This window comes from Streptomyces monticola (genome assembly GCF_042665355.1).
In the GTDB taxonomy this organism is placed as follows: domain Bacteria; phylum Actinomycetota; class Actinomycetes; order Streptomycetales; family Streptomycetaceae; genus Streptomyces; species Streptomyces monticola.
The window spans coordinates 110,039-131,190 of the sequence record NZ_JBHTCF010000017.1 but is presented as its reverse complement, the minus strand read 5'-3'; the positions used below and the strand labels follow the sequence as shown (position 1 = coordinate 131,190).

Annotated in this window: 19 protein-coding genes and 1 riboswitch; of the genes, 10 read left to right on the top strand and 9 right to left on the bottom strand. The window is 70.9% G+C overall.

What is annotated here, in order from left to right; translation table 11 throughout:
• Positions 1 to 16 precede the first annotated feature (16 nt).
• From frr to ACFQVC_RS31610, 8 genes are all read left to right on the top strand, one after another.
• Positions 17 to 574 (top strand): ribosome recycling factor, encoded by a 558-nt coding sequence (gene frr, locus ACFQVC_RS31645; RefSeq protein WP_381837058.1) that lies wholly within the window; start codon positions 17 to 19, stop codon positions 572 to 574.
• Positions 574 to 1,692, top strand: a complete 1,119-nt coding sequence (locus ACFQVC_RS31640; RefSeq protein ID WP_381837056.1) for a phosphatidate cytidylyltransferase — start codon at positions 574 to 576, stop codon at positions 1,690 to 1,692. Before frr ends, ACFQVC_RS31640 begins: the two co-directional genes overlap by 1 nt.
• An 81-nt stretch (positions 1,693 to 1,773) precedes the next feature.
• A complete protein-coding gene (rlmN, locus tag ACFQVC_RS31635; RefSeq protein WP_381837054.1) occupies positions 1,774 to 2,880 on the top strand; it encodes a dual-specificity RNA methyltransferase RlmN in 1,107 nt (368 codons plus the stop codon).
• 68 nt (positions 2,881 to 2,948) lie between these two features.
• Positions 2,949 to 3,055, top strand: a riboswitch (TPP riboswitch).
• Positions 3,052 to 4,143: a thiamine ABC transporter substrate-binding protein gene (locus tag ACFQVC_RS31630; RefSeq protein WP_381837052.1), complete on the top strand. Its 1,092-nt coding sequence runs from the start codon at positions 3,052 to 3,054 to the stop codon at positions 4,141 to 4,143. (Overlaps the previous riboswitch by 4 nt.)
• A gap of 74 nt (positions 4,144 to 4,217) precedes the next feature.
• On the top strand, positions 4,218 to 5,843 hold the full coding sequence (locus ACFQVC_RS31625; protein ID WP_381837190.1) for an ABC transporter permease: 1,626 nt from the start codon (positions 4,218 to 4,220) through the stop codon (positions 5,841 to 5,843).
• Positions 5,844 to 6,866, top strand: a complete 1,023-nt coding sequence (locus ACFQVC_RS31620; protein WP_381837050.1) for an ABC transporter ATP-binding protein — start codon at positions 5,844 to 5,846, stop codon at positions 6,864 to 6,866.
• A gap of 76 nt (positions 6,867 to 6,942) precedes the next feature.
• Positions 6,943 to 7,734 carry a maleylpyruvate isomerase family mycothiol-dependent enzyme gene (locus ACFQVC_RS31615; RefSeq protein WP_381837048.1) on the top strand — a complete coding sequence of 264 codons (792 nt, stop codon included), beginning with the start codon at positions 6,943 to 6,945 and terminating at the stop codon, positions 7,732 to 7,734.
• Between the two features lie 204 nt (positions 7,735 to 7,938).
• Positions 7,939 to 8,667 (top strand): hypothetical protein, encoded by a 729-nt coding sequence (locus ACFQVC_RS31610; protein WP_381837046.1) that lies wholly within the window; start codon positions 7,939 to 7,941, stop codon positions 8,665 to 8,667.
• A 19-nt stretch (positions 8,668 to 8,686) separates the two neighbouring features.
• Here the strand turns inward: ACFQVC_RS31610 and ACFQVC_RS31605 are convergent, their stop codons facing one another.
• The 7 genes from ACFQVC_RS31605 to ACFQVC_RS31575 form a co-directional block, all read right to left on the bottom strand.
• Positions 8,687 to 10,129 (bottom strand): carotenoid oxygenase family protein, encoded by a 1,443-nt coding sequence (locus ACFQVC_RS31605; protein ID WP_381837044.1) that lies wholly within the window; start codon positions 10,127 to 10,129, stop codon positions 8,687 to 8,689.
• A 147-nt stretch (positions 10,130 to 10,276) separates the two neighbouring features.
• A complete protein-coding gene (locus ACFQVC_RS31600; RefSeq protein WP_381837042.1) occupies positions 10,277 to 11,401 on the bottom strand; it encodes an LOG family protein in 1,125 nt (374 codons plus the stop codon).
• Between the two features lie 75 nt (positions 11,402 to 11,476).
• Positions 11,477 to 11,896 (bottom strand): VOC family protein, encoded by a 420-nt coding sequence (locus ACFQVC_RS31595; RefSeq protein WP_381837040.1) that lies wholly within the window; start codon positions 11,894 to 11,896, stop codon positions 11,477 to 11,479.
• Between the two features lie 146 nt (positions 11,897 to 12,042).
• Positions 12,043 to 13,206, bottom strand: a complete 1,164-nt coding sequence (locus tag ACFQVC_RS31590) for a hypothetical protein (protein WP_381837038.1) — start codon at positions 13,204 to 13,206, stop codon at positions 12,043 to 12,045.
• Positions 13,188 to 13,931, bottom strand: coding sequence for an ABC transporter ATP-binding protein (locus ACFQVC_RS31585; RefSeq protein ID WP_381837036.1), 744 nt, complete (start codon positions 13,929 to 13,931; stop codon positions 13,188 to 13,190). Before ACFQVC_RS31585 ends, ACFQVC_RS31590 begins: the two co-directional genes overlap by 19 nt.
• Positions 13,932 to 14,115: 184 nt before the next feature.
• A complete protein-coding gene (locus ACFQVC_RS31580; RefSeq protein ID WP_381837034.1) occupies positions 14,116 to 15,513 on the bottom strand; it encodes an aspartate aminotransferase family protein in 1,398 nt (465 codons plus the stop codon).
• Positions 15,498 to 16,007 (bottom strand): Lrp/AsnC family transcriptional regulator, encoded by a 510-nt coding sequence (locus ACFQVC_RS31575; RefSeq protein ID WP_381837032.1) that lies wholly within the window; start codon positions 16,005 to 16,007, stop codon positions 15,498 to 15,500. Before ACFQVC_RS31575 ends, ACFQVC_RS31580 begins: the two co-directional genes overlap by 16 nt.
• Positions 16,008 to 16,202: 195 nt before the next feature.
• On the opposite strand from ACFQVC_RS31575, the gene ACFQVC_RS31570 reads away from it, so the two are divergent.
• Both ACFQVC_RS31570 and ACFQVC_RS31565 read left to right on the top strand, forming a co-directional pair.
• On the top strand, positions 16,203 to 17,639 hold the full coding sequence (locus ACFQVC_RS31570) for a gamma-aminobutyraldehyde dehydrogenase (protein WP_381837030.1): 1,437 nt from the start codon (positions 16,203 to 16,205) through the stop codon (positions 17,637 to 17,639).
• 149 nt (positions 17,640 to 17,788) lie between these two features.
• Entirely contained in the window at positions 17,789 to 18,961 is a 1,173-nt protein-coding gene (locus ACFQVC_RS31565) for a polyamine ABC transporter substrate-binding protein (protein WP_381837028.1), read from the top strand.
• Between the two features lie 25 nt (positions 18,962 to 18,986).
• Here ACFQVC_RS31565 and ACFQVC_RS31560 read toward each other — a convergent pair whose 3' ends face one another.
• Positions 18,987 to 20,159, bottom strand: coding sequence for a serine hydrolase domain-containing protein (locus tag ACFQVC_RS31560; RefSeq protein WP_381837026.1), 1,173 nt, complete (start codon positions 20,157 to 20,159; stop codon positions 18,987 to 18,989).
• 258 nt (positions 20,160 to 20,417) lie between these two features.
• Entirely contained in the window at positions 20,418 to 21,104 is a 687-nt protein-coding gene (locus ACFQVC_RS31555; protein WP_381837024.1) for a glycerophosphodiester phosphodiesterase, read from the bottom strand.
• Between the last annotated feature and the right edge of the window lie 48 nt (positions 21,105 to 21,152).

The window sequence follows — 21,152 nt, the reverse complement described above, 5'->3', positions numbered from 1 at the left end:
CACGCAGGAGCAAGTGGTGATCGAAGAGACCCTCCTCGAGGCCGAGGAGAAGATGGAGAAGGCCGTCGTGGTCGCCAAGGAGGACTTCGCCGCGATCCGCACGGGGCGTGCGCACCCGGCGATGTTCAACAAGATCGTGGCCGACTACTACGGCGCGCTGACGCCGATCAACCAGCTGGCCTCGTTCTCGGTGCCCGAGCCGCGGATGGCCGTGGTGACCCCGTTCGACAAGAGCGCGCTGCGCAATATCGAGCAGGCGATCCGTGACTCCGACCTGGGCGTCAACCCGAGCAATGACGGCAGCATCATCCGAGTGACGTTCCCGGAGCTCACCGAGGAGCGCCGCCGGGACTACATCAAGGTCGCCAAGACCAAGGCCGAGGACTCCAAGATCTCGATCCGCTCCGTACGCCGTAAGGCTAAGGAGACCATCGACAAGGCCATCAAGGACGGCGACGTCGGCGAGGACGAGGGCCGTCGCGCCGAGAAGGAGCTCGACGACACCACCGCGAAGTACGTCGCGCAGGTGGACGAGCTGCTCAAGCACAAGGAAGCCGAGCTCCTCGAGGTCTGATGAACGACTCTTCCTGGGGGGCTCCGCCGCAGGCCGGCTACTGGGGACCGCCCGAGATGGGCCCTGTCCAGGGGCGCCCCCCGGCGGGTCCTGCCTACGATGAGGCCGATGCGCAGCAGACTCGCCCCATGCCCATCGTGCCCGAGGTGCCTGACACAGGTGGAGACGCTGCAGACCGCGACGACCGCGAGGCGGGGGCCGCTCGGCTGAGCGGCCCCTTGTTCCGCGATGAGATGTTGCAGGAGCCCATGGCAAGCCCGACACCTCAGGCCCCGCAGCCGGCCCCGCAGCCGCCTCAGAAGAAGCGCGCGGGCCGTGATCTGCGGGCGGCCATAGGGGTCGGTGTGGGACTCGGCGCGGTGATCATCGCGTCGTTGTTCATCGTCAAGGCGGTCTTCATCGGCGTCATAGCGGTCGCCGTGGTGGTCGGCCTGTGGGAGCTGACCTCGCGCCTGCAGGAGCGCAAGGGCATCAGGGCGCCGCTGGTTCCGCTCGCGGTGGGCGGTGCCGCGATGGTCGTCGCCGGCTATGTGCGCGGCGCCGAGGGCGCCTGGGTGGCGATGGCGCTGACCGCGCTCGCGGTCCTCGTGTGGCGGATGACCGAACCGCCCGAGGGCTATCTGAAGGACGTCACGGCGGGTGTGTTCGCCGCGTTCTACGTCCCGTTCCTCGCGACGTTCGTGGCGCTGATGCTGACCGCGGGCGACGGGGCGCAGCGGGTCCTCACCTTCCTGCTCCTGACGGTCGTCAGCGACACCGGTGCGTACGCGGTCGGCTGGCGCTTCGGCAAGCACAAGCTGGCGCCGCGGATCAGCCCCGGCAAGACCCGTGAGGGACTGCTCGGCGCGGTGTCCTTCGCGATGGTGGCGGGCGCGCTGTGCATGCAGTTCCTGATCGACGGTGGCTCCTGGTGGCAGGGGCTGCTGCTCGGTCTCGCGGTGGCGGCGAGCGCGACGCTCGGCGATCTCGGCGAGTCGATGATCAAGCGGGACCTGGGCATCAAGGACATGGGCACGCTGCTTCCGGGCCACGGCGGGATCATGGACCGCCTGGACTCGCTGCTGCCCACGGCACCGGTGGTATGGCTGCTCCTGGTGGTGTTTGTCGGCTCCGGCTGACCTGCGTTTTCTTACGGTGACGGGTCTGTTGTCCACAGGGCGGCGGGCCCGTCTTCGGATGTCTGCGACACTGGATGGGTTATGCCCAAGCCCGGAGAACTCACTTTCGTCGCGCCCCGCGGAGCCAAGAAGCCGCCGCGGCATCTCGCCGACCTCACGCCCGCCGAGCGCAAGGAAGCGGTGGCCGAGACCGGCGAGAAGCCGTTCCGTGCCAAGCAGCTCTCGCAGCACTACTTCGCGCGGTACGCGCACGACCCGGAGCAGTGGACCGACATCCCCGCCGGTTCGCGCGCCAAGCTGCAGGAAGCGCTCCTGCCCGATCTGATGTCGGTCGTACGGCACATCAGCTGTGACGACGACACCACCCGTAAGACGCTGTGGAAGCTGCACGACGGCACGCTCGTCGAGTCGGTGCTCATGCGCTACCCGGACCGGGTCACCATGTGTATCTCCTCGCAGGCCGGATGCGGGATGAACTGCCCGTTCTGCGCCACCGGGCAGGCCGGCCTCGACCGCAATCTGTCGACCGCGGAGATCGTCCACCAGATCGTGGACGGGATGCGCGCACTGCGCGACGGCGAAGTGCCGGGCGGGCCCGCGCGCCTTTCCAACATCGTGTTCATGGGCATGGGCGAGCCACTCGCCAACTACAACCGCGTCGTCGGTGCCATCCGCCGCCTCACCGACCCGGAGCCCGACGGCCTGGGCCTTTCGCAGCGCGGTATCACCGTCTCCACCGTGGGCCTGGTGCCCGCGATGCTGCGCCTCGCCGACGAGGGCTTCAAGTGCCGTCTCGCCGTGTCGCTGCACGCGCCCGACGACGAGCTGCGCGACACCCTCGTACCCGTCAATACGCGATGGAAGGTGCGGGAGGTCCTCGACGCCGCGTGGGAGTACGCGGAGAAGTCCGGCCGCCGTATCTCCATCGAGTACGCGCTGATCCGTGACATCAACGACCAGGCGTGGCGCGGTGACCGGCTCGGGCGGCTTCTCAAGGGCAAGCGCGTCCATGTGAACCTCATTCCGCTGAACCCGACGCCTGGCTCGAAGTGGACCGCGTCGCGGCCCGAGGACGAGAAGGCGTTCGTCGATGCCATCGCCGCCCACGGTGTGCCGGTGACCATCCGGGATACCCGTGGTCAGGAGATCGACGGGGCCTGCGGGCAGCTCGCCGCGTCCGAGCGGTGACGACCTGAAGGGGCACCCCGTGATGCGGGGTGCCGGTCACCTGTGCAGTACCGTGCATTCGTACAAATGAATTCCGACAGGGGAGCGCCACCAGGGCGCTGAGAGTGCGGCACCGCCGCAGACCCTCGGACCTGATCCGGGTCATACCGGCGTAGGGAGTCAGCACCAGTCATGAACAGCACCATTCGGCGTGCCTGCACGGCCGCGCTCTGCGGAGCCCTCGGCGTCCTCGTCCTCGCCGCCTGCGGCAGCGGCTCGGGATCGTCGTCCTCCGGCGGGGACTCCAAGACCGTCACGCTCGTCACCCACGAGTCCTTCAATGTGTCGCCGAAGGTCCTCAAGGACTTCGAGAAGCAGTCCGGTTACAAGGTCGACGTGCTCAAGAGCGGTGACGCGGGCGAGATCGTCAACAAGGCCGTGCTCTCCAAGGGCAACCCGCAGGGGGATGTCCTCTTCGGCGTCGACAACACGCTCCTGTCGCGGGCCCTCGACAACAACCTGTTCACGGCGTACGAGGCCAAGGGGCTCGACCGGGTCCCCGAGGACGTGCAGCTCGACGCGGGCAAGCACCGGGTCACGCCCGTCGACACCGGCGACATCTGCGTCAACTACGACAAGAAGTACTTCGCGGACAAGAAGCTCGCGCCGCCGAAGACCCTCGACGACCTGATCAAGCCCGAGTACAAGAACCTGTTGGTCACGGAGAACGCCGCGACATCCTCACCCGGGCTCGGCTTCCTCCTCGCCACCGCCGCGAAGTACGGCGACGAGGGCTGGCAGGACTACTGGAAGAAGCTGAAGGCCAACGGCGTCAAGGCCGTCGACGGCTGGGAGCAGGCCTACAACGAGGAGTTCTCCGGCTCCGCCGGCGGCAAGAAGGCCAAGGGCGACCGGCCGCTGGTCGTCTCCTACGCCTCCAGCCCGCCCGTCGAGGTCCTCTACGCCAAGCCGCAGCCCAAGGAGGCGCCCACCGGCGTCGCCACCGGCACCTGCTTCCAGCAGACCGAGTTCGCCGGACTGCTCGACGGCGCAAAGAACGAGAAGGGCGGCAAGGCCCTGATCGACTTCCTGATCTCCAAGAAGTTCCAGGACGACATGCCGCTCAACATGTTCGTCAAGCCGGTCGCCAAGGACGCCGAACTGCCCGAGCTGTTCACGAAGTTCGGCGTCACCGCCGACAAGCCGTACACCGTCGACCCCAAGAAGATCGCGGACCACCGTGAGGACTGGGTCAAGACGTGGCAGTCCCTGGTCCTGAAGTAGAAGTCCCGCCAAGGGAAGCGGAGGCCACCGCGCGGGCGGCGACGGCTCCCGCGCGGGACCTGCGCGGCAGCGCGGTGCGGCTCGGTCTGATGACCGTGCCCGTCGCGTTCTTCGCGCTGTTCTTCGCCTACCCCGTCGCGTCGATCGTCGCGCGCGGCCTGAAGGCGGACGGCGTCTGGCAGTGGGGGCGCCTCGCCGACGTCCTCACCGAACCCGGGATCCTGGACGTCCTGTGGTTCACCACCTGGCAGGCCCTCGCCTCCACCGGGCTCACCCTGCTGATCGCACTGCCCGGCGCATATGTCTTCGCGCGCTTCGAGTTCCCCGGCAAGCAGCTGCTGCGGGCCGTGGTGACCGTGCCGTTCGTGCTGCCCACCGTCGTCGTCGGCACCGCCTTCCTGGCGCTCCTCGGACGCGGCGGCGTCCTCGACGAGACATGGGGGGTGCGCCTGGACACCACGGTGTGGGCGATCCTGCTCGCCCATGTCTTCTTCAACTACGCCGTGGTCGTGCGCACCGTCGGCGGCCTGTGGTCCCAGCTCGACCCGCGTCAGGAAGAGGCCGCCCGGATGCTCGGCGCATCCCGGCTCACCGCCTGGCGCAAGGTGACCCTGCCCGCGCTCGGACCCGCCGTCGCGGCGGCCGCGCTGATGGTGTTCCTGTTCACCTTCACCTCCTTCGGCATCGTGCAGATCCTCGGCGGGCCCGCCTACTCCACCCTCGAAGTGGAGATCTACCGGCAGACCGCCCAGCTCCTCGCCCTGGACACCGCGGCCGTCCTCACCCTGGTGCAGTTCGCCGCCGTCGGCGCGATCCTCGCCGTGCACGCCTGGACCGTGCGCCGCCGAGAGAGCGCCCTGAAGCTCGTCGACGCCGCGCACACCGCGCGCCGTCCGCGCGGCACCGGCCAATGGGCGCTCCTGGGCGGGGTGCTGCTCACCGTCGTCCTGCTCGTGCTCGTGCCGCTCGGCGTGCTCGTCGAGCGCTCCCTGCACACCGCCGGCGGCTACGGCCTCGGCTACTTCCGGGCGCTGACCTCCGCCGACGGCGGCGCCTTCCTCGTACCGCCGATCGAGGCCATCGGAAACTCCCTGCAGTACGCGCTCGCCGCCACTGCCATCGCCCTCGTCATCGGCGCACTCGCCGCGGCCGCTCTCACCCGGCGGGCCGGACGTCTTGTGCGCGGCTTCGACGCGCTGCTGATGCTGCCCCTCGGCGTCTCCGCGGTCACCGTCGGCTTCGGGTTCCTGATCACCCTCGACAAGCCGCCGCTCGACCTGCGTTCCTCATGGATCCTGGTGCCGCTCGCCCAGGCCCTGGTCGGGGTGCCGTTCGTCGTCCGCACCATGCTGCCGGTGCTGCGCGCCGTGGACAGCCGGCTGCGTGAGGCCGCCGCCGTGCTCGGCGCCTCACCCTGGCGGGTGTGGCGCGAGGTCGATCTGCCGCTCGTACGGCGCGCGCTGCTGATCGCCGCCGGGTTCGCCTTCGCCGTCTCCCTCGGCGAGTTCGGGGCGACCGTGTTCATCGCGCGGCCCGACAACCCCACCCTGCCGGTCGCCGTGGCCACCCTGCTCGGCCGCGCCGGCGAGCTCAACTACGGGCAGGCCATGGCCCTTTCCACGATTCTGATGCTGGTGTGTGCGGTGTCCCTGCTGCTGCTCGAACGCATCCGCACCGACCGGACGACCGGGGAGTTCTAGATGCTGCGACTCGACGGAGTGAGCGTGCGGTTCGGGGCCCACGAGGCGCTGGCCGACGTCGATCTCGCCGTGGCCGAACACGAGATCGTCTGTGTGCTCGGGCCCAGCGGCAGCGGCAAGTCCACCCTCCTGCGGGCCGTCGCCGGACTGCAGGACACCGGCGCCGGGCGAATTCTGCTCGGCGGCCGCGACCAGGCCGGGGTGCCCGCGCACAAGCGGGGCGTGGGCCTGATGTTCCAGGACCACCAGCTGTTCCCGCAGCGCGACGTCGCCGGCAATGTGGCGTTCGGCCTGCGCATGCACGGCGTATCCCGCTCCGAACAGGACGCACGTGTACGGGAGTTGCTCGACCTCGTGGGCCTGCCAGGCGCCGGGCGGCGGGCCGTGGCCTCGCTCTCCGGCGGCGAACAGCAGCGCGTCGCGCTCGCCCGTGCCCTCGCGCCCCGGCCCCGGCTGCTGATGCTGGACGAGCCCCTCGGCCAGCTCGACCGGTCCCTGCGCGAACGGCTCGTCGTCGAACTGCGGGAACTCTTCGGCGAGCTGGGGACGACGGTGCTGGCCGTCACCCACGACCAGGGCGAGGCCTTCGCGCTCGCCGACCGCGTCGTCGTCATGCGGGACGGGCGGATCGCCCAGTCCGGTACGCCCCTCGACGTGTGGCAGCGGCCGGCCGACGAGTTCGTGGCCCGCTTCCTCGGCTTCGACAACGTGGTGCCCGCGACGGTCAGCGGCGAAGTCGCCGACACCGCCTGGGGCAAGGTGCCGGTGCCCGCCGGATCGGCGCAGGGCACCGGCTGCGTCCTGGTGCGGCCCGCCGGAGTACGGCTCGTCACCGCCGACGAAGGGCTCGCCTGCACCGTCGCGGGACGTACCTTCCGCGGCACCCACGTCGCCGTACACCTGCAGCCCGACGAGCCGTCGGCGCCCCGCCTGGAAGCGGCCTGCTCGCTGCGGGACGCGCCGGATGCGGGGGACGCGGTGGGAGTGGCCTTCGACGCGGCGGATGTCGTCGTCCTCGGCTGACCCGGCCCACGGCGGTCCCCGGGCGGCCGGAAAAATCCCGGTGCCGCCCGCCCGCCCCGTCGCTTACGGTGCCGATATGACGGCACTTGACCACGCGCGCTACTGCGACGAAATCGTCGAGCAGACCCGGCTGTTGAGGCAGCACATCGCCGGCGCCGACCTGACCGCGACGGTCCCCACGTGCCCCGACTGGAGCCTGCGCGAACTCGCCGTGCACGTCGGCGGCGCACACCGCTGGGTGCTGCACATCGTGGCCACGAAGGCCACCGAAGCCGTACCGCAGGAACAGGTACCGGACTTCACCGGACCCGACAACGACGACCCCGCGGCCCTCGACGGCTGGCTCGCCGACGGCGCCGAGCGCACCGCGGACGCGCTGCGCGCCGCCGGACCCGAGGCCGAGGTGTGGACCTGGGCGTGGGAGCGTACCGCCGGATTCTGGGCCCGTCGCATGACCCACGAGACGGTCGTGCACCGGGCGGACGCGGCGCTCACGGCCGGCGCCGCCTACGACGTCGAGCCCGAGGTGGCTGCGGATGCCATCGACGAATGGCTGCAGATCGTGCGCCATGTGCAGCAGGCCCACCCCTTTGACAACGCGAACGAACTGCGCGGCGACGGCCGCACCCTCCATCTGCACGCCACCGACACCGCACCCGGCCTCAACGCCGAGTGGCTGATCGAACTCGGCGCGGACGGAGTGCGCTGGCGCCGCGGCCACGAGAAGGCGACCGTCGCCCTGCGCGGCCCGCTCACCGACGTCCTCAACGTCTTCTACCGCCGTCTGCCCGCCGACAGTGACCGCGTGGAGGTCCTGGGGGAGCGGGAGTTGCTCGACTTCTGGCTGGAGCGGGCGAGCTTCGGATAGCGACCGGTCCACAGGCGGCACCCCCGCCCACAGGCGGCCCCGCCCGTCCACAGGCGGCCCCGCCCGTCCACAGGCGGTACCCCCACCCTCCGACGGCGCCTGTTTCGGGGAGAGCCTGTGAGGGTTGGTACGGCGTCCCTCGGGGTGGCATTGACCCCGTTGATAACTTGTCCCTACATATTTCGTACCGCCCACGGGGGATCCATGAGCCAGCCCTGGCAACCCGCTTCTCAGCCGCAGCAGCCACAGCCGCCGCAGCCGGCGAGCGGCAACCCGTACGCCCAGTCGTCGCCGGATGCCGGGGCCGGCGCGCCGCCGCCCATGCCGCCGCAGCCGCCGGCCGGCCCGCCCGGCCCGCCGCCCGGCGCCCCGGGGGTGCCGCCGCAGCAGGGGTTCCCCGGACAGGCACCGCCCCAGCAGCCGTTCCCGGGGCAGCCCGCACCGGCGCCCGGCATGCAGCCGCAGCCGTATCCGTACCAGGTCCCGCAGTCCGGCGGCGGCAGCCCGGTCGGGGCGTTCTTCCTCGGCCTTCTGGTCTCGTTCGTGATCTCGCTGATCTACGGCGGCCTGATGTTCGCCACGTACAAGGACCAGTCGGAGTCGACCGCCACGACCCTGTACCTGGTCCACGCGGTCATCAACGGCGCCGCGGTCGGCGCCGTGGCGGGGCTCGTGGGCCGGCGCAGCAGCGGCGCGCACATCTCGGCGGGCATCGTCGCGGCCCTCGGCGCGTTCTTCGGCTACACCAACGCGCTGATGATGGTCCAGATGGACATCGCCGGGAGCGATGTCTACTACCTGCTCCGGGAGCGGCCCTTCTTCCCCGCCGAGGCCTGGTGGCACATCGGTGACGGGCCCCTCGCCCTGCTCGGACTCGTCCTCGGCGGCGCCGCCGGCTGGGGCCTCGCCAAGCTCATCGGCTCGCGCCGCTGAGAGCGGGCGGATCCGGCAACTACGGCAGCTGTGGCACCCAACTCCCGTGGAAGCCGAGCGGCACCCGTCCCGGCAGGTGTACGCGGGCCACGGGCTCGCCGTCGAAGTCCTGGGCGGCCAGGATCAGCAGATCGCTCGCGCCGCGCCGGGGGTTGTGGACGTAGGCGAGGGTGTAGCCGTCGTCCTCGGCGGCGTCGGTCGCGGACGGCACGAACACCGGCTCGCCGGCGGCCGCGTCCCGCTCCAGGTGGTGCACCCGCGAAGTGCCGTTCCGCAGATCGTGCTTGATGAGGGCGCTGCTGAACGCCCGGTCGGGCGGGACGCCGTCGACCGACTCGTACGCGGAGAAGAACGTCGCCGCGGCCGCCGCGTAGCCGAAGCGGTGCGGCCGCGAGACCAGGGACTCGCGCAGGCGCGGGAATTCCTGCGGGCGGTCGTCGAGCGTGTGCTGCCGCACCCGGCCCGTTCGCAGGTCGATCACCCAGCGGTCGAGGGACGGCGTGCCCGTCGCGCCGGGGCCGCCGGAACCGCGGCCTGCGACGTGGAAGGGCGCCGGGTAGGTGGTGAGGTCGACGACGACGAAGTCCCCGTCGTCGTAGGCGTTGAGGGTGTGTGAGTAGTACGTCGGCGCCACCTCGAACCAGCGGATCCCGCCGCCCGCCCGCGGCAGCACCCCGACCCGCGCCGGGTGCGCGTCGTTCCAGATGTACGGGACCCGCTCGCCGCGCGCCGCCGCCTGCGGGTCGAAGGTGACGGGGATGTCGAAGACCACGAGGCGGCGTTCGGTGAGGCCGAAGTCGTGCACCATCGCGCCGCCCGCCATGGGGATCCGCGTCGTGCGCGCCACCCGGCCCGTGGCGTCCACGACCAGGTGCCGCACATAGTCCCAGGACGGGTCGTAGGCGAGGGCGTGCAACTCGTCGGCGGCCGCGTCGTACTTGGTGTGCGCGGTGAAGGCGCCCTCAAGGGAGCCGCCGAAGTCGCAGGGCCCCACGGTGTTCAGCTCGCCGTCCAGTTCGTACGGCAGCGGGCCGCTCTCCTGCAGTGCGAGGAAGCGGCCGCGGTGGCCGATGACATGGGTGTTGGGGGCGAAGTCGGCCGGCGGGGGCGGGTTCGGCCCCGGGTAGGGCTCGCCCAGCTTGTGCGCCACCGCCGCGGAGCGCACCCACCGGTTGCGGTACCACTCGGCCCGCCCCTCGCGCAGCCGCACCCCGTGCACCATCCCGTCGCCGAGCATCCAGTGGTGCGCGCGGGCGTCCTCGACACCGAGGGCGTTGGGCCCGGTGCGCAGATAGCGGCCGTTGAGCTCCCGCGGGATACGGCCGGTGACGGGCAGATCGAACGCCGTCACCTCCTCGGTCACGGGGGCGAAGGCACCCTCAAGAAAAGGGTGGGCGGCGTGCGGCTTGCGCGTGGTGTCGCCCACGCGTGCGGTCACGGTGGTGCGCTTGGGATCGGTCATACGCCGAGTCTGTGCCGCGACGGCGCTCACGTCGCTGGGCCCCGGCCCCCGGTGCGGGTGGTGCCAAGTCCACTTCCCGGGACGGGGGCTGCCCCCCCTGGGGCCCCGCACTCCGACTCTCTTGGCGCCCCCTCAGCTGGGGGCCGCTCAGACGGCGAGCCGGTGCAGGGCGTCCGCCGCCTCTTCCACCGAGTCGACCAGGGCGATCCGGGACTCCATCGCACGCTCCTCGGCCAGGGAGCGCAGCAGCGGCCAGGCGGGCAGCCGTTCCGTCCAGTGGTGGCGGCCGACCAGGACCATCGGGGTGGGTTCGCCGCGCGACTCGTAGTAGTTGGGCGTCGCGTTGTCGAAGATCTCCTGGACCGTGCCCGCGGCCCCCGGCAGGAAGATGACGCCGGCGTTGGAGCGGGCCAGGAGGCCGTCCTCGCGGGTGGCGTTGGCGAAGTACTTGGCGATGTGGCCCGCGAAGGCGTTCGGCGGCTCGTGGCCGTAGAACCAGGTGGGGATGCCCACCGACGTACCGCCGAAGGGCCAGCGCTCGCGGACGGCGAAGGCGGCCTGCGCCCAGTCGGTGACGGAGGGCGTGAACGACGGGGCCTTGGCGAGGAGTTCGAGGGCCTCGTCCAGCATCTCGTCGTCGTGGCGCGAGGAATAGGCGCCCAGGTTGGCGGCCTCCATCGCGCCCGGGCCGCCGCCGGTGGCGACGGTCAGGCCCATGACGGACAGTGCGCGGCCGAGACGGGCGGCGCCCGCGTAGGCATCGGTGCCGCGGGCCATGGCGTGGCCGCCCATGACCCCCACCACCCGTTCACCCGCGAGGAGTTCGTCCAGGGCGTCGGAGATCGAGTCGTCGTGCACGGCGCGCAGCATCGACGCGAAGATGTCGCCGTCCGCCTTCGTCTCCTGCAGCCAGGCGTACGTGGCGGAGTCCGGGGTGGCGTCGTAGCCGTCGGCGAGCCGGGCGAACAGCTCGTCGGGGGTGTAGAGCAGACCGCGGTACGGGTCGAAGGGCAGCCCGGGCACCGGCGGGAAGACCAGGGCGCCGCCCGCCCTCACCTTCGCGGCGGCGTCCTCCTGCATGGGGCAGCCGAGGAACACGGCGCCCTCGGTGTCGGCGGTCAGCAGAGCGAAGGTGCGCTCCGTCAGATCGATGCCCTGGACGCGGTGGTGGGCGAGACCGCGGTGGGCCGCCAGGGCGGCGTCGAACTCGGCGAGCGTCTCGATCTCGCGGTCGGCCGAGGGGTGCGGGGCGGGGGCGGGTCGGTCGGACACGGGCCCATGCTAATGGCGTCCGCCTCCGGGATCCGGCGCTCCCCGCCCCTCGCACCACCGGGGGACGGGTACCGGTCAGCCCTGGACCGCGCTCGGGTCCATCCACATGACCTCGAAGTGATGGCCGTCGGGGTCCAGGAACGAACGGCCGTACATCATGCCGTAGTCCTGGGGGTCCTTGGCGGGGGAGCCGCCCGCGGCGAGGGCCTTGTCGGCGAGCTCGTCGACCTTGTCGCGGCTCTCGGCGCTGAGACAGATCAGCGTCTCGGTGGACTTCGACGAGTCGTTCAGCGGCTTCACGGAGAAGTCCGCGAACCGCTGCTCCGTCATGACCATCAGGACGATGGTGTCGCTGATCACCACGGAGGCGCAATTGTCGTCGCTGAACTGCGCGTTGATGGAGTAGCCGAGCTCGGTGAAGAACTTCTTGGAGCTGTCCAGGTCCTTCGTGGCGAGGTTGATGAAGACCATCTGCTGGTAGGTGTTGGCGGCCATGGCCGGCTCCTCCGTGGGTGTCGTCGCGGTGCGGTGCGTGCGGTACGCAGGGATAGACCGCGGGCCCGCGCGGAACTCATCGCTCGTCCGGAAACTTTTTTCGCGAGAGCTCCCCTGAAGGCCCGCAGGACGTCTCCTGGCGGCCTTCAGGACGTCAGCGGCACCGCTGCCAGCGTGCCGATCGCCCAGGTCAGCGGCGCGAAGACGGTGAACAGTGCGATGGCGCGCAGGCCCGCCGCGCCGCGCAGAAGCGACATGGGAGCGCCGAGCCTGAGCAGTGCCGCCGTGGTGTGGGCCCGCGCCTGGCGGGCCTCGACGGCGGCGGTCAGGAGCGTCAGGACGGTGCAGCCGCCGACCAGGGTGACCCCGAGCAGCGTCAGCGGGCCGGTGCGCGGTGCGCCGTCGCCGTACAGCGAGACGGCGGCGATCGCACCGGAGGCGACCGCGCACACCACGCCGAGGGGGCGGCCGATACGGCGGGCCTCCTCCTGCAGCACCCGGCCCGCGAGCAGCCGGGCCGCCCCCGGCCGCAGCGACTGCAGGACCCGCCCGCACAGGAAGGTCAGACCGGGGCCCGCCAGGGCGAGGCCGAGCGCGGTGACGGCCCAGCCGGCCAGGACGGCCGCGGAGGCGGCCGCCACGGGGCCGGGCAGGGGCAGGCCGCCGGTGCCCGTGCCGCGGGCGGCGTATGTCTCCACGGCGAGGCCGGCGGCCATGAGGGCGACGCCCCAGGGGAGTCCGCCGGGTGCGGGCGCGGGCGGTTCGGGGGCCTGCGGGTCCTGTTCGTCGCCGGGTTTGAGCTGGCGCGGGCGCAGGGCGACGGCGCCGGCGGCGGTGGCCGCGAGCGGCACAAGGAGCAGCAGCGTGAAGACGGCCGGAAGCGGCATCGGGCGCCCGGCGCCGAGGAGTTCGGCCGCCCCGCCGTCCAGGGGAAGGCCGCTGATGTCGCCGCGCAGATGCAGGAAGAGCGCCAGGGCCAGGAGGGAGCCGAGAAGGCAGGAGACGGCCGTGGAGATCGCGGAGAGCAGCATCATCCGGCCGGGTCCGAGGCCGACCGCGGAGAGTCCGGCGCGCGGCCGGGTCGCCGGGTCGGTGCGGGCCACGGCGACCGCGAGGTGCACGGTGGCGGCCAGGGGCGCCGCGCACCAGGCGAGCCGCAGTGCCGAGGCGCGGGCGGCGTCGGGGTGCCCGACGGCGTACCCGAGGGTGCACAGCAGGAGGAAGCCGGTGCCCGCGGAGGCAGCCGAGACCGCGAGCCGGCGGAGCAGGACGAGAGGGTGGGCGCCGCGGGCTAGACGGAGAGCGAGCACGCCGCCCCTTCCACCGTCATGTCCCCGGGGCCCGCGGGCAGTCGGACGGTGTGGACGCGGCGGCCGTCGAGCAAGGACACCGAGCGGTCGGCGAGGGCGGCGACCTCGGCGTCGTGGGTGGCGAGGACGACGGTGATGCCGTGCGAGCGGGCGGCCGTCGTCAGGGTCCGCAGGACATGGGCGCGGTCGGCGCGGTGCAGCGGCGCGGTGGGCTCGTCGGCGAACAGGACGGTGGGTGCGGTGACCAACGCGCGGGCGATGGCGACGCGTTGGCGTTCGGCCTGCACCAGGGCGTAGGGGCGTTTGCGGGCGCAGCCGCCGATGTCGAGGCGCTCCAGCCACTCCAGGGCGGCCTTGCGTGAGGCGCGGTTGGAGGCGCCGCGCAGCATCAGGGGCAGGGCGGCGTTCTCCCAGGCGGTGAGTTCGGGGACGAGCTGTGGCTCGGGGTCGATCCAGCCGAACTTGTCGCGGCGCAGGCGCTCGCGGACGAGGGGGCCCATGGTGTGCACGGGCGTGGAGTTGAACCACACCTCGCCCTGGTGGGGGACGAGTTGGCCCGACAGGCACTGCAGCAGGGTCGTCTTGCCGCAGCCGCGCGGGCCGGTGACGGCGAGGATCTCGCGTTCGCGGACACCGAGGGAGACGCCGGTGAGCGCGGGCGAGCCGTTGTGGGAGAAGTGCAGGGCGCGTGCCCAGAGCACGTCGTTGTCCGGCGGGGCCACCATGGCGTAACACCTCGGTTCCATTGCGAAGGGCCGTCCCCCGTATGGGGGAACGAGAAGAAGGCCGATCGGTCACTGGAACCGTAGGGACATAGGCGGACACAGCGGACAGCACGCGGCCCGGGGGCACCCGTTCTCACTCGAACGGGGCACCCGGGCCGGGTACTTGGAACTCCTGGAGCGGTGCCTACAGCTTCGTCCAGGCCTCCGTGAGGACGGAGCGCAGGATCTGCTCGATCTCGTCGAAGGTCGACTGGTCGGAGATCAGCGGCGGCGCCAGCTGGATGACCGGGTCGCCGCGGTCGTCGGCCCGGCAGTAGAGGCCGTTGTCGAAGAGCGCCTTGGAGAGGAAGCCGTACAGGACGCGCTCGGTCTCCTCGTCGTTGAAGCTCTCCTTGGTGACCTTGTCCTTGACGAGTTCGATGCCGTAGAAGAAGCCGTTGCCGCGGACGTCGCCGACGATCGGCAGGTCGTGCAGCTTCTTGAGGGTGTCGAAGAAGTTGCCCTCGTTGTCGAGGACGTGCTTGTTCAGGCCCTCGCGCTCGAAGATGTCGAGGTTGGCCACGCCGACGGCGGCGGAGACCGGGTGGCCGCCGAAGGTGTAGCCGTGCAGGAAGGTGTTGTCGCCCTGGTAGAAGGGCTCGGCGATGCGGTCGGAGATGATGCAGGCGCCGATCGGGGAGTAGCCCGATGTCATGCCCTTGGCGCAGGTGATCATGTCCGGTACGTAGCCGAACTTGTCGCAGGCGAACATCGTGCCGAGGCGGCCGAAGGCGCAGATGACCTCGTCGGAGACGAGCAGCACGTCGTACTGGTCGCAGATCTCGCGGACCCGCTGGAAGTAGCCGGGCGGGGGCGGGAAGCAGCCGCCGGCGTTCTGCACCGGCTCCAGGAAGACGGCCGCGACGGTCTCGGGGCCCTCGAAGAGGATCTGCTGCTCGATCTGGTCGGCGGCCCAGCGGCCGAAGGCCTCGGGGTCGTCGCCGTGGATCGGGGCGCGGTAGATGTTGGTGTTCGGGACCTTGTGCGCACCGGGCACGAGCGGCTCGAACGGGGCCTTCAGGGCCGGGAGTCCGGTGATGGACAGGGCGCCCTGCGGGGTGCCGTGGTAGGCGACCGCACGCGAGATGACCTTGTACTTGGTGTGCTGGCCCTTGAGCTTGAAGTACTGCTTGGCGAGCTTCCAGGCGGTCTCGACCGCCTCGCCGCCGCCGGTGGTGAAGAAGACCTTGTTCAGGTCGCCGGGGGCGTAGCCCGCGAGGCACTCGGCGAGTTCGACGGCCTTGGGGTGGGCGTAGGACCAGACCGGGAAGAAGGCGAGCTCCTGCGCCTGCTTGTACGCGGTCTCGGCGAGCTCCACGCGGCCGTGGCCCGCGTTGACCACGAACAGGCCGGAGAGGCCGTCGAGGTAGCGCTTGCCCTTGTCGTCGTAGATGTAGGTGCCCTCGCCGCGCGCGATGGTGGGCACGGGTGCGTTCTCGTACGACGACATGCGGGTGAAGTGCATCCACAGGTGGTCGTAGGCGGACTTCGAGAGGTCGCTGCGGTCGCTGAGGTCCTTGCTCACGGCTATCGGGTTCCCCACATATAGGTCTGCTTCTTGAGCTTGAGGTAGACGAAGCTCTCGGTGGAGCGCACGCCAGGGAGGCTGCGGACGCGTTTGTTGATCACTTCGAGCAGGTGGTCGTCGTCCTCGCAGACAACCTCGGCGAGGATGTCGTAGGAGCCCGCGGTGAGGACCACGTACTCGACCTCCTGCATGGCTGTCAGCGCGTCCGCCACCGGATCCAGATCGCCCTCGACGGTGATGCCGAGCATCGCCTGGCGTCTGAAGCCCACGGTGAGCGGGTCGGTGACGGCGACGATCTGCATCACGCCCTGGTCGAGCAGCTTCTGGACGCGCTGGCGCACGGCCGCTTCGGACAGGCCCACGGCCTTGCCGATCGCGGCGTACGGACGGCGTCCGTCCTCCTGCAGCTGCTCGATGATGGCGAGGGAGACGGCGTCCACCGAGGGGGAGGAGCCGTGCCCTGATCGAGAGGTGTCGGTTCTGGGGGAGTCTGCGCTTCGACTGGCCACGTCCCTCACTGTGCATGACGAGTCGTTGGTCCCGCAAGTGGAAACCGATGAAATTCGTTGCTCAGGGACCTTGGGCCCACCGATTCCGTCGTTATAGGGCTGTGGGTATGTTGAAAGCGTGGGACCTTTGGTTAGGGTGGCCATGTCTCACCCATTGGACTCCAGCCGTACGCGAATCTCTCGAAGGAGGCCGCAGTGACCACCGAACTGCGTCGTCTGCGCAACTACATCGACGGAGAATTCCGGGACGCCGCGGACGGGCGGACCACCGAGGTGGTCAACCCGGCTACCGGCGAGGCCTATGCCACCGCGCCCCTGTCGGGCCAGGCCGACGTCGACGCCGCGATGGCCGCCGCCGCGAAGGCCTTCCCGGCCTGGCGCGACCTCGTGCCGGCCGAGCGCCAGAAGGCACTGCTCAAGATCGCCGACGCCTTCGAGGAGCGCCAGGAGGAGCTCATCGCGGTCGAGTCGGAGAACTGCGGCAAGCCCGTCGGGCTCACCCGCTCCGAAGAGATCCCGATGATGATCGACCAGATCCGCTTCTTCGCGGGCGCCGCGCGGATGCTCGAAGGCCGCGCCGCGGGCGAGTACATGGAGGGTCTGACGTCGATGATCCGGCGCGAGCCGATCGGCGTCTGCGCGCAGGTCGCGCCGTGGAACTACCCCATGATGATGGCCGTATGGAAGTTCGCCCCGGCCCTCGCCGCGGGCAACACGGTCGTCCTCAAGCCCTCCGACACCACCCCGGCGTCGACGGTCCTGATGGCCGAGATCATCGGCGCGATCGTGCCGAAGGGCGTCTTCAACGTCGTCACCGGTGACCGTGACACCGGCCGCGCGATGGTCGAGCACCCCACCCCCGCGATGGCCTCCATCACCGGCTCCGTGCGCGCCGGCATGCAGGTCGCCGAGTCCGCCGCCAAGGACCTCAAGCGGGTCCACCTGGAGCTCGGCGGCAAGGCCCCGGTCGTCGTCTTCGAGGACGCCGACCTCGCCAAGGCCGTCGAGGGCATCGCCGAGGCGGGCTACTTCAACGCCGGGCAGGACTGTACGGCCGCGACCCGCGTCCTCGTCCACGAGTCGGTCCACGACGAGTTCGTGACCGCGCTCGCCAAGGCCGCCGCCGACACCAAGACCGGTATGCCGGACGACGAGGACGTGGCTTACGGCCCGCTGAACAACCCCAACCAGCTCGCCCAGGTCGAGGGCTTCATCGAGCGTCTGCCCGCGCACGCGCGCGTGGAGGCCGGTGGCCAGCGCGTCGGCGACAAGGGCTACTTCTACGCGGCGACCGTCGTCTCCGGGCTCAAGCAGGACGACGAGATCATCCAGCAGGAGGTCTTCGGCCCGGTCATCACCGTGCAGTCCTTCAGCGACGAGGACCAGGCGATCGAGTACGCGAACGGCGTGGACTACGCCCTGGCCTCCTCGGTCTGGACGAAGGACCACGCCCGCGCGATGCGGCTTTCCAAGGCCCTCGACTTCGGCTGCGTATGGATCAACACGCACATCCCGCTGGTCGCGGAGATGCCGCACGGCGGCTTCAAGAAGTCCGGCTACGGCAAGGACCTCTCGTCGTACGGCTTCGACGACTACACGCGTGTGAAGCACGTGATGACGTCGCTGGGCTGATGACGTCGCTGGGCTGACAACGTCGCTGGGCTGATGGCGTCGCTGGGCTGAGGTCCCCGCGGATACCCCCCAGACGGGCTGGTAATCGGGGCGGGCAATGGACAACGTGTCCATTGCCCGCCCCGCTCCCGTCAAGTGAGGCTTGGATCATGACCGTTGCTTCACGTCGTACGTTGCTGAAAGGGCTCGGTGCCGCGGGCGCCCTGGCCGCGCTGAGCGGGTGCGGGGTGCCGTCCGCGTACATAGCCGCCGACGAGCGCGGCGCCGCGGACCGCTCGGCCCGTGACAAGCGGCTCGCCTTCGCCAACTGGCCGCTCTACATCGACACCGACGACGAGGACGCCGCGCGCCGCCCGACCCTGGAGGCCTTCGAGAAGCGCACCGGGATAGCGGTGACGTACACCGAGGAGATCAACGACAACGACGAGTTCTTCGGGAAGATCAGCCCGTCCCTGATGAACCACCAGGAGACCGGCCGCGATCTGGTCGTCGTCAGCGACTGGATGTGCGCCCGCTTCGTCCGGCTCGGCTGGGTGCAGGAGATGGACCGCGCCCGGCAGCCGCGGGTCGCCAAGTACCTCGATCCGCTGCTGCGTTCACCGCACTTCGACAAGGGCCGCCGCTACTCCGTGCCCTGGCAGTCCGGGATCACCGGCATCGCGTACAACCGCGAGCAGCTCGGCCGGGAGATCCGGCACGTGAACGATCTGTGGGCGGATGACCTCAAGGGGCGGGTCACGCTGCTCTCCGGCCTCGACGAGGCGTTCGCGCTGCTGATGCAGGGCGACGGCGTGGACATCACACGATGGACGGCGGACGACTTCCACCGGGTGTGCGACCGCGTCGAGAAGCTGGTCCGGGGCCGGCACATCCGCCGTTTCACCGGCAACGACTACATCAAGGACCTGGAGAGCGGCGACGTCCTCGCCTGCCAGGCCTACTCGGGCGATGTCATCCAGCTCCAGGCGGACCGGCCGGAGATCGAGTTCGTGGTCCCCGAAGAGGGCGCCGAACTCTGGGCCGAGTCCCTGATGATCCCCAACCTGGCCCGCCACAAGCGCAACGCCGAGGCCCTGATTGACTACTACTACGACCCCGAGGTCGCCGCCGAACTCGCCGCCTGGGTCAACTACGTCTGCCCCGTCCCCGCCGCCCGCGACGTCCTCGCCTCGGCCAAGGACAAGGAGACCGCCGCCCTCGCCGATGACCCGCTGATCTTCCCGGACGGCGCGATGCGCAAGCGGCTCGCGATCGCCCGGGACATCACCTCGAAGGAGCGGCCCGAGCTGGCGAAACGGTGGAACGGGATCGCCGGGCTCTGACGCGCTCGCCGGGGCCCGGGGGCCGTCAGCTGTTGAACGCGGGGAAGGCGAAGCGCTGGGCGAGGGCCAGGCCGTCCTCCTTGGCGCTGGTCGCGGTGACCGAGTAGACGACCGTGCGGGACAGGTCGCGGGTCGCGGCAAGCACGGCGTGATAGCCGGGGCGCGCGCCCGTCTTGCCCCAGATCTCACGGCCGTTGACCTCGAACCGCTCCAGAGCGGCGCCGTAGCGCGCCCCCGGCACGTCCGGGACGGTGAACATCTCCTTCAACTGGGGCTGCGGCAGGAGCCGTCCGCTGAAGAGGCCCACCAGGAGACGTTCCATGTCGGCGGCCGTCGAGATCATGTCGCCCGCCGCCCAGCGGTCCGACATGTTCCACTCCGTCACATCGACGAGCTTGCCGTCCATGTCCTCGTAGCCGCGGTTGTGCGGGCCGTGGATACGCGGGTCGGGGCCGTCGGGGAAGGAGGTGTGGCGCATGCCGAGGGGCTTGAAGACCTTGACGGCGGCCTGGTGTTCGTAGGTGTCGCCGGTGACCTTCTCGATCAGCATCGCGAGTACGAGGTAGTGGATGTTGCCGTAGTGCTGTGCGGCGCCCGGCGCGTGCCGCGGTCCCTTGGCCACGGACGAGGCCACGACCTCCTCGGGCGTGAGCGTCTCGAAACGGTGCGGGTACTCCTCGTCGACCGTGTCGCCCAGGGACTTCCCGCCTTGCAGGCCACTGGTGTAGTTCAGCAACTGCCGTACGGTGATGGGCTCGAAGGCGTCCGTGAGCAGGCCCGGCAGATACGACTGCACCGTGCCGTCCAGATCGATCCGGCCCTCGGCGGCGAGTTTGAGGACGACCGCGGCGGTGACCGCCTTGGTCGTGGAACCGGCCCGGAAGCGGGCGTTCTCCAGGGCTTTCGCCCCGGTTCTCAGATCGCGGACCCCGGCGCTGCCGTGCCAGCTCCCCTTGCCGCCCACGCGGACGATCGCCGAGGTGGCGTCCTTGTCGGGCAGGCCCTCCAGTGCCTTCTCCAGGGCGGCCACGTCCGGACCGCCGTGCTGTCCTTCGGAGGCCGGGGCGGCGGAGGCCGGGGCGGCGAAGGCGGTGGCGTCGGCAGACGTGGCGGCGAGTGCGGGGGCCGCGAGCGGGCCCGCGGTGAAGGCGAGGACGAGCGCGGTGGCCAGGACGGTCGTACGGGCGCGGCGGCGCATGGGCTGCTCCGGGGTGTGTGACGGGTGGTGGTGCGGTACGCCTCACATCCTGTGCGGCCAGGGGGAGTTGTGGATCACCTTCAGGGAGGGGGCCGACCCTGGCCGGGCCCCGGGCCAACCCCCGCCCCGTGTAAGGGGGTTGTGGGGGACGCCCCTTAAGGGGGCGGTCGTGAGCGGGGGAGGGCTGCAGGTCAGGGGGCGGTCGTGAGCGGGGGAGGGCTGCCGGTCAGGGAGCGGTCGTGAGCGAGGGAGGGCCGTTCAGCCGGTGGCCGTGCGCAGGGCGCACAGTGCGCTCACCCGGTTCGTGGTGATGGAGTCCACGCCCGCGTCGAGCAGCCGGCGCATCGAGCGGCGGGTGTCGGGGGTCCAGCAGGAGACGAGCTGTCCGTCCTTGTGGATCCGGGCGACGAGTTCCCGGTTCAGCAGCCCGAAGCGGTAGTTGAGCCAGCGGGGCCGCACGGCGTCGAGCAGCACCGGGCGCGCGGGGGCGAGCGTCGTCCAGGTCAGGGCGATCTCCGCGGCCGGGTCCGCGGCCCGTACGGCCAGCATCGTCGAGGCGCCCGCGCAGTAGTACGCCCGCTCGGCGGCCCCGCAGTCGTGCACGGCGCCGACGACGGCGCGGACCGCTTCGGGCGTCGCACCCGGCAGGTCGATCATGACCCGGTGGCCCGCGGTCGCCCGGAGCGCCTCCTCGAAGGTGGGCACCCCGCCCCCGGTGAGCCCGCGCAGCTCGGCCGCGGAGAGCTGCGCGAGGGGCCGGTCGTGGCCCCACAGGCGCTTGAGCGTGTCGTCGTGCAGGAGCACCGGCACGCCGTCGCGGGTCAGCCGGACATCGATCTCCACACTGTCCGCGCCCGCGGCGAACGCGGAACGCAGGGACGGCAGGGTGTTCTCGCGGGCCAGATACGGGTCGCCCCGGTGGCCCACGGCGGTGACGGTCTGCATGCGCCCATTGTCACCAGGGGTGTTCACCGGGGCGAACCCGACGCGGGG

Bases quoted from the DNA above. Each gene is read 5' to 3' on its own strand.
- ACFQVC_RS31565 (WP_381837028.1), top strand. From the start codon at position 17,789: ATGACCGTTGCTTCACGTCGTACGTTGCTGAAAGGGCTCGGTGCCGCG.
- ACFQVC_RS31610 (WP_381837046.1), top strand. From the start codon at position 7,939: ATGAGCCAGCCCTGGCAACCCGCTTCTCAGCCGCAGCAGCCACAGCCG.
- ACFQVC_RS31605 (WP_381837044.1), bottom strand. From the start codon at position 10,129: ATGACCGATCCCAAGCGCACCACCGTGACCGCACGCGTGGGCGACACC.
- ACFQVC_RS31620 (WP_381837050.1), top strand. From the start codon at position 5,844: ATGCTGCGACTCGACGGAGTGAGCGTGCGGTTCGGGGCCCACGAGGCG.
- ACFQVC_RS31630 (WP_381837052.1), top strand. From the start codon at position 3,052: ATGAACAGCACCATTCGGCGTGCCTGCACGGCCGCGCTCTGCGGAGCC.
- ACFQVC_RS31555 (WP_381837024.1), bottom strand. From the start codon at position 21,104: ATGCAGACCGTCACCGCCGTGGGCCACCGGGGCGACCCGTATCTGGCC.
- ACFQVC_RS31615 (WP_381837048.1), top strand. From the start codon at position 6,943: ATGACGGCACTTGACCACGCGCGCTACTGCGACGAAATCGTCGAGCAG.
- ACFQVC_RS31560 (WP_381837026.1), bottom strand. From the start codon at position 20,159: ATGCGCCGCCGCGCCCGTACGACCGTCCTGGCCACCGCGCTCGTCCTC.
- ACFQVC_RS31640 (WP_381837056.1), top strand. From the start codon at position 574: ATGAACGACTCTTCCTGGGGGGCTCCGCCGCAGGCCGGCTACTGGGGA.
- ACFQVC_RS31595 (WP_381837040.1), bottom strand. From the start codon at position 11,896: ATGGCCGCCAACACCTACCAGCAGATGGTCTTCATCAACCTCGCCACG.
- rlmN (WP_381837054.1), top strand. From the start codon at position 1,774: ATGCCCAAGCCCGGAGAACTCACTTTCGTCGCGCCCCGCGGAGCCAAG.
- ACFQVC_RS31585 (WP_381837036.1), bottom strand. From the start codon at position 13,931: ATGGTGGCCCCGCCGGACAACGACGTGCTCTGGGCACGCGCCCTGCAC.